The following is a 6991-nucleotide window of genomic DNA, read 5'->3' as shown; positions in this document are numbered from 1 at the left end:
GTGGGAGCGGGGGCCGGGACGCGCCCTCACCTGTGGCTCCGCAGCCAGATCACGTCGCGGGCAAAGGACCAGATCAGCGCGATCGAGGCGACCCGCGCCAGCAGGATCGCGACGTCCTGCGGCATCTGCGGCAGCTGCAGCGCGATCAGCGATCCCAGCTGCAGCACGCAGACGGTCTTGCGCGTATAGCTGACCGGCAGGGCGGCGCGCAGCCACGGCCAGATCCAGCTGGCGGCGACAAAGACATAGCGGATGGCGCCAAGGATCAGCACCTCGGCCCCGACCGGGCTGCCCAGATAGACATGCAGCGCCAGCACCAGCGCCAGTCCTGCATCGACTTCCATGTCGAAGCGGGCGCCGAAATCGGAACACAGCCCGCTGCGCCGCGCCAGATAGCCGTCCACCCCGTCCAGCGACAGAGACAGCGTGGCGATGGCGGCGACCGTCCAGCCGCCGATATGGCCCACCCCCGGATGCGCGCCATCGGCCTGCCCGCCCATCAGCGGCGCCAGCAACGCGGCGGTCAGCGCCACCCGCATCAGCGTGACCGCATTGCAGGCGCCAATCCGGTCATGGGGATAATGGCGGTGCATCGCCACCGCGACCAGCAGCGCGGTGACCAGATAAAGGCCCCCCGCCAGCAACGCGCCGCTGCCCTGATCCAGCACCAGAACGCCGGTGGCAAGGTTCAGCGCCAGCCCTGCGGGAACCGCCATCACCAGCCCCTCGGGCAGGCGGCGGGCGCGGCGCGACGTCGCGGGGATCGGGCGGGGCGGGGAAATCTGCATCGCGCGAACATATGACAGGCAGATGACGCGTCAAGCACCCGTGCCAAGACGCTTGCGTGATCGCAGGGTCGGCGTATCCTTGCCCTGACGGCGGCGCGGGGGGAAATCGGCCATGGCGGGACGGGGCGGCGGATACGGAACCACGGCGCGGACGCTGCACTGGCTGGTCGCGCTGCTGCTTCTGGCGATGATTCCGGTCGGGCTGATCATGACCGGCGAGGGCATCGGGCGCGCGCTGCAGGACAGATTGTTCATCTTTCACAAGAACGTGGGCAGCCTGCTGATCGCCATCGTCGCGCTGCGGGTGGTCTGGCGCCTGACCCATCCGGCCCCGCCGCTGCCCGCCAGCGTCGGGGCATGGCAGCGCCGCGCGGCGGGGCTGTCGCATCTGGCGCTTTATGGGCTGATGATCGTGATGCCGCTGTCGGGCTATGTCCGGGTCCGGGCGGGCGGCTTTCCGATCGAGGCGCTGGACGCGCTTGGTCTGCCCGCGCTGGTGCCCCGGTCCGAGGCGCTGGCCGATGCCGCATCCGCCCTGCATCAGGCGGCGGGATGGGCGCTGGTCGCGGTGCTGGCCCTGCATCTGGCAGCGGCGCTGCATCACGGTCTGATCCTGCGCGACGGCATCTGGTCGCGCATCTGGCCGCTGCGGGGATAGGGGTCCGAACCTCTCGACTTGGGCGGTGGTTTTGACTAGTCAGGGCAGGGCGGTGGCCGGGGCGGTTCCGCAGTCCCGGTATCCGGTTATCATTTATTCATTTCAGACGATTGAACGAAAACGGCGCGTGACGCGTTCGACGCAGCCGTCGAAAACCTGACCCTTCGGACGGCCCTGCAGGAGTGTTCGTGACCAAGATCCCTGACCTGACGATTCTGATCGTCATCGCGGCCGCCCTCTGCGGGGTTCTGGCGCTGGACCTGTCCTTCCCGCTTGGGTCGGCGGTGTGGCTTTTGTACATCCTGCCGCTGGCGCTGGCCTTTCAGGGCACGCGTCCGATGCTGCCGCTTGGCGTGGCGGCGGTGGCCTGCGTGGCCATGGCGCTTGGCTTCGGCTTCGACCGGGCGGGGATCGACCCGACCGTCGCCGCGATGAACCGCATCCTGGCCGGGCTGGTCTATCTGACGCTTGGCTGGATGGGCCGCAGCCTGATCGTGAACCGCCAGCGCCTGACGCAGGGCGAATGGATCAATCAGGCCCAGATCGACCTGTCGCGCGCCACGCAGGGGGAACTTGGCGCCGAACGTCTGGCCCAGCAGGTGCTGGGCATGCTGGCCGAACGCATCGATGCGCGCGCCGCCGTGGCCTATGCCCGCGACGGGTCGGGTCACATGCGTCTGGCCCATTGGGGCGTTGACGCCGCAGGCCTTGCCGACCGCGTGGCCGAGGGCGAGGGCCACCTGGGCCGCGCCATCACCGAAGGCCGCCCGCTGGATCTGGCGCTGCCTGTCGGTCAGGCGCTTGGCTGGGCTTCGGGGCTGGCGCGGGGACATGCGGCGCATGCGCTGATCGTGCCGCTGCGCGATGGGCAGCTGGTGAACGGGGTGCTGGAATTCGGTCTGGACGGCCCGCCGGACGCGCGGGTTCTGGAACTGTTCGACCGCATCGCCGACAGGCTGGGCATCGCCCTGCGATCGGCCCAATACCGCGAACAGCTGCGCGAATTGCTGGAGGAAACCCGCCGTCAATCCGACCAGCTGCGCAGCCATGGCGAAGAGCTGGCCGCATCGAACGAAGAGCTTGAGGAACAGACCAGCGCCCTGCAGGACAGCCAGCGCAGGCTGGAGGCCCAGCAGGCCGAGCTGGAGGGGCAGAACGCCCGGCTGGAAAGCCAGACCCAGGAACTGGAGGAACAGCGCGACGCGCTGGCCCGCTCGCGCCGCATGCTGGAGGATCAGTCCGAGGCGCTGAGCCGCGAAAGCCGCTATAAATCGGAATTCGTCGCCAACATGTCGCATGAACTGCGCACCCCGCTGAACGCCCTGCTGATCATGTCGCGGCTGCTGTCGGACAACCGCGCCCGCACCCTGACCGAGGAACAGGTCCGGTGGGCCGAGACGATCGAAGCCTCGGGCAAGGATCTGCTGGCGCTGATCAACGACATTCTGGACCTGTCCAAGATCGAATCGGGCAAGCTGGAACTGGCCCGCGATGCAGTCGATCCGCAGACCATCGCCGACAAGCTGCTGCGCGGCTTCGAGAGTCAGGCCCGTCAGAAGGGCCTGACCCTGACCGCCCGCGTGGCCACCGGCCTGCCGGTGATCGAAACCGACCGCCAGCGGCTGGAACAGGTGCTGCGCAACTTCATCTCGAACGCGCTGAAATTCACCGAAAAAGGCCAGGTGGTGCTGCATGTCACGGCTGCGCCGCAGGGCATCGCCTTTGCGGTCGAGGACAGCGGCATCGGCATCGATGCCGATCAGCAGGAAACCGTGTTCGAGGCGTTCCGGCAGGCCGACGGCACCATCTCTCGCCGGTTCGGGGGCACCGGGCTGGGGCTGTCGATCTCTCGCGAGCTGGCCGATCTGCTGGGCGGGCGGATCACGCTGACCAGTGCGGCGGGCAAGGGCAGCACCTTCACGCTGATCCTGCCCGCCACCCCGGCGATCCGTCAGCCCGCCCCGGCCCGCGCCCGCGCCCGTCCGGCGCCGATGCCCAGCCCCGCCCCGGTGGACGAGGCTGCGCCGCTTATGCTGGACGCGCTGCCCGGCCTGACAGACGACCGCGCCATCATCGCGCCCGGCGACCGGGTGATGCTGATGGTCGAGGACGACCCGGCCTTCGCCCGCATCCTTTACGATCTGGCGGTCGAACTGGGGTTCCGCTGCGTCTGCGTGGGGCGCGCCGATGATGCGGTGCGCGCGGCGCGGCATTTCCTGCCGCAGGCCATCGTGATGGATGTGGGTCTGCCCGACCATTCGGGCCTGTCCGCGCTGGACCGGCTGAAGCGCGACACCACCACCCGGCATATTCCGGTGCACATGGTTTCCGCCAATGACCACGTCAAGGATGCGCTGGCGCAGGGCGCGATCAGCTATGTGATGAAACCGGTGGACCGCAGCCAGCTGGCCACGACCTTCCGCCATCTGGAGGATCGTCTGGAACAGCGCCTGCGCCGGGTGCTGATCGTCGAGGACGATCCCGCCCAGATGGAGGGTCTGCGCACCCTGCTGGCCAGCGACGAGGTCGAGACCGTGGGCGCGGGCACCGCCGCCGACGCGCTGCGCATCTGCCGCAGCGAGACGGTCGATTGCATCGTTCTGGACATGACGCTGCCCGACGCCTCGGGGTTCGATTTTCTGGAACAGCTGGACGGCGATGGCAGCGCGTCCTTTCCTCCGGTCATCGTCTATACCGCCCGCACCCTGTCCGAGGCCGAGGAACAGCGCCTGCGCCGCTATTCCAAATCGATCATCATCAAGGGCGCCAAATCCCCGGAACGGCTGATCAACGAGGTGACGCTGTTCCTGCATCAGGTCGTTTCGGACCTGCCCGACAAGCAACGAGAGATGCTGGCCGCGTCCCTGAACCGCGACGCCCAGCTGGAAGGCCGCCGCATTCTGGTGGTCGAGGATGATATCCGCAACGTCTATGCCCTGACCGGGGTGTTCGAACCCCATGGCGCCACCGTCCAGATCGCCCGCAACGGCCGCGAGGCGCTGGAGGCTTTGGGCCGCGTCAATGACGGCGCTGCGCCCAAGGTCGATCTGGTGCTGATGGATGTGATGATGCCGGAGATGGACGGGCTGACCGCCACGCGAGAGATCCGCAAGATCGACCGCTGGAAGACCCTGCCGATCATCATGCTGACCGCCAAGGCGATGGCCGAGGACCAGAACCAATGTCTGGCCGCGGGCGCCAACGACTATCTGTCCAAGCCGCTGGATGTGGACAAGCTGCTGTCGCTGACCCGTGTCTGGATGCCCAGATGAGCGTCGATCCCGTCCCCCTGCGCGCCCCCGACGCGATCGAGCTGGACCTGTTCCTTGAGGCCCTGCACCGGCGATATCACTATGATTTCAGGTCCTATTCGCGCGTGTCGCTGGCGCGCCGCGCCGATCTGGCGCGCGAACGGCTTGGCTGCGCGACCCTGTCAGAGGTTCAGGGACGTCTGCTGCACGACCCGTCTGTTCTGCCCGACATCATCGACGCGATGACCGTGCAGGTCAGTGAGATGTTCCGCGATCCGGCCTATTTTCTAGCGCTGCGCCATCAGGTGATCCCGCATCTGCGCACCTTCCCCTCGCTCAAGGTCTGGGTGGCGGGCTGCGCGGATGGCGAAGAGCTGTATTCGCTGGCGATCCTGTTTCAGGAAGAGGGGCTGTTCGACCGCACCCTGTTCTATGCGACCGAGATCAACCACCGCGCGCTGGCCCGGGCCGAGGCGGGGATCTATGACATCGACCGGCTGGCGGTCTTTTCGCAGAACTATCAGCGGGCGGGGGGGACCGGGTCGCTGGCCGATTACTATACCGCCGCCTATGGTCGCGCGGCGTTCGACCGGCGCCTGCGGGCGCGCACGGTGTTCAGCGAACACAATCTGGCCACCGATCAGGTGTTTTCCGAAGTGCATCTGATTTCCTGCCGCAATGTCCTGATCTATTTCGACAATCCGTTGCAGGACAGGGCCCTTGGCCTGTTCGCCGAGGCGCTGACCCGCGACGGCTTTCTGGGCCTCGGCTCGCACGAGACGCTGCGTTTTTCGACCCATGCTTCGGCCTTCGCGGCCTTTGACGAACCCGACCGGATCTGGCGCCGCACCGCCTGCCAGGAGACAGCCCATGCCTCATAGACCCATCCGTTTCCTGATCGTGGACGACATCGAACAGAACATCATGGCGCTGGAGGCGCTGCTGCGCCGCGACGGGCTGGTCGTGGACAGTGCGCGCTCGGCCTCGGACGCACTGGAGCTGATGCTGCAGCACGACTATGCGCTGGCCTTTCTGGACGTGCAGATGCCCGGCACCGACGGGTATGAGCTGGCCGAGCTGATGCGGTCGACCGAACGCACCCGCGGCGTTCCGATCATCTTCGTCACCGCCGCCGAGATGGACGAGGCGCGCCGGTTCCGGGGGTACGAGGCGGGCGCCGTCGATTACATCTTCAAGCCCATCGACCCGGTGGTGCTGAAGTCCAAGGCCGAGGTGTTCTTTCGCATCGGGCGTCAGGCCAAGGAACTGGAACGCCAGCGCGACGAGATGCAGGATATCGCGCGCCACCGCGACCGCGCCATGGCGCAGCTGAAGGCGCATGCCGACAATTCGCCGCTGGCCTTCGTGACGCTGGACCGCGATCTGTGCATCCGCAGCTGGTCCAAGGGCGCCGAACGCATGTTCGGGCGCAGGGCGGGCGATCTGCTGGGGATGGCCGCCACCACGGCGGGCTGGCTGGACGAGGCGGGCGCGGATCTGCTCACCGGCTGGCTGGACTGTCGTCAGGACGGCGCGCCGCGCTTTTCCGCCGAGATCAGTCTGGATCACGCCGATATCGGCCCGATCGCCTGCGAGGTCTATGGCTCGGTCCTGTCCGAAGGGCCGGGGCGGCAATCGCTGTCGCTGCAGGTTCTGGACATCACCGAACGAAAGCAGGCCGAGGAAATCCGGTCCCTGCTGATCGGAGAGCTGAACCACCGCATCAAGAACACGCTGGCCAATGTGCAGGCCATCGCCCGGCAAAGCCTGCGCCAATCCGACAGCCTGACCGATTTCGAGGCCAGCTTCGGCGGACGTCTGCAGGCGCTGGCCCGCGCCCATTCGATCCTGTCGGATGCCACATGGGCCAGCGCGCCGCTGGATCAGCTGATCGACGATCAGATCAGTTCCGGCACGCTGGACGGCGACCGGCTGCTGCGCGACGGCCCGGCGGTGGAACTGTCGCCCGACACCATGCTGCGGCTGGCGTTGACCCTGCACGAACTGGGCACCAATGCCGCCAAATACGGCGCGCTGTCGGTGCCGCAGGGGCGGATCAACCTGTCATGGCGGCTGGAAGGGCCTGAACTGGTCCTGACCTGGCGCGAGACCGGCGGGCCTGCCGTCACCCCGCCCGCCCGCAGCGGTTTCGGCACCACGCTGATCGGCGCTGCCGGGGGCGGGGATGCGGGCGATGCCCATGCGGACTGGCAGCCCGGCGGCGTCGTCTGGACCCTGCGCCTGACCGAGGGCGTGACCCGTCTGGCCCATTCGCCCTGCCCCGCCGAGGGGCC

At 67.7% G+C, this 6991-nt stretch carries 5 protein-coding genes; 4 read left to right on the top strand and 1 reads right to left on the bottom strand.

Translation table 11 applies throughout. The features are described from left to right. Window positions 1–26 precede the first annotated feature (26 nt). The gene (locus EG885_RS21210) at window positions 27–788 is read right to left on the bottom strand and encodes a CDP-alcohol phosphatidyltransferase family protein (RefSeq protein ID WP_242679785.1); all 762 of its coding nucleotides are present in this window, start codon (window positions 786–788) and stop codon (window positions 27–29) included. A 112-nt stretch (window positions 789–900) separates the two neighbouring features. Between EG885_RS21210 and EG885_RS21205 the strand changes: the two genes are divergently transcribed. The 4 genes from EG885_RS21205 to EG885_RS21190 all read left to right on the top strand — a co-directional run. After that, complete coding sequence (locus EG885_RS21205) at window positions 901–1446, top strand: cytochrome b (RefSeq protein WP_131578650.1); 546 nt, start codon at window positions 901–903, stop codon at window positions 1444–1446. Window positions 1447–1634: 188 nt separating this feature from the next. Then, window positions 1635–4718, top strand: a complete 3084-nt coding sequence (locus EG885_RS21200; protein ID WP_242679784.1) for a response regulator — start codon at window positions 1635–1637, stop codon at window positions 4716–4718. Further along, window positions 4715–5578 carry a CheR family methyltransferase gene (locus EG885_RS21195; RefSeq protein WP_131578647.1) on the top strand — a complete coding sequence of 288 codons (864 nt, stop codon included), beginning with the start codon at window positions 4715–4717 and terminating at the stop codon, window positions 5576–5578. Before EG885_RS21200 ends, EG885_RS21195 begins: the two co-directional genes overlap by 4 nt. Then, on the top strand, window positions 5568–6991 hold a 1424-nt coding region (locus EG885_RS21190; RefSeq protein ID WP_131578644.1), incomplete at its 3' end, for a sensor histidine kinase. The genes EG885_RS21195 and EG885_RS21190, both read left to right, overlap by 11 nt.

The organism is Paracoccus nototheniae (assembly GCF_004335005.1).
GTDB lineage: Bacteria > Pseudomonadota > Alphaproteobacteria > Rhodobacterales > Rhodobacteraceae > Paracoccus > Paracoccus nototheniae.
Note: the sequence above shows the minus strand (reverse complement) of the source record. Positions and strands in the feature narration are given on the sequence as shown.

Excerpts from the sequence above, each read along its gene's own strand:
- EG885_RS21210 (WP_242679785.1), bottom strand. The coding sequence starts at position 788 with ATGCAGATTTCCCCGCCCCGCCCGATCCCCGCGACGTCGCGCCGCGCC.
- EG885_RS21205 (WP_131578650.1), top strand. The coding sequence starts at position 901 with ATGGCGGGACGGGGCGGCGGATACGGAACCACGGCGCGGACGCTGCAC.
- EG885_RS21195 (WP_131578647.1), top strand. The coding sequence starts at position 4,715 with ATGAGCGTCGATCCCGTCCCCCTGCGCGCCCCCGACGCGATCGAGCTG.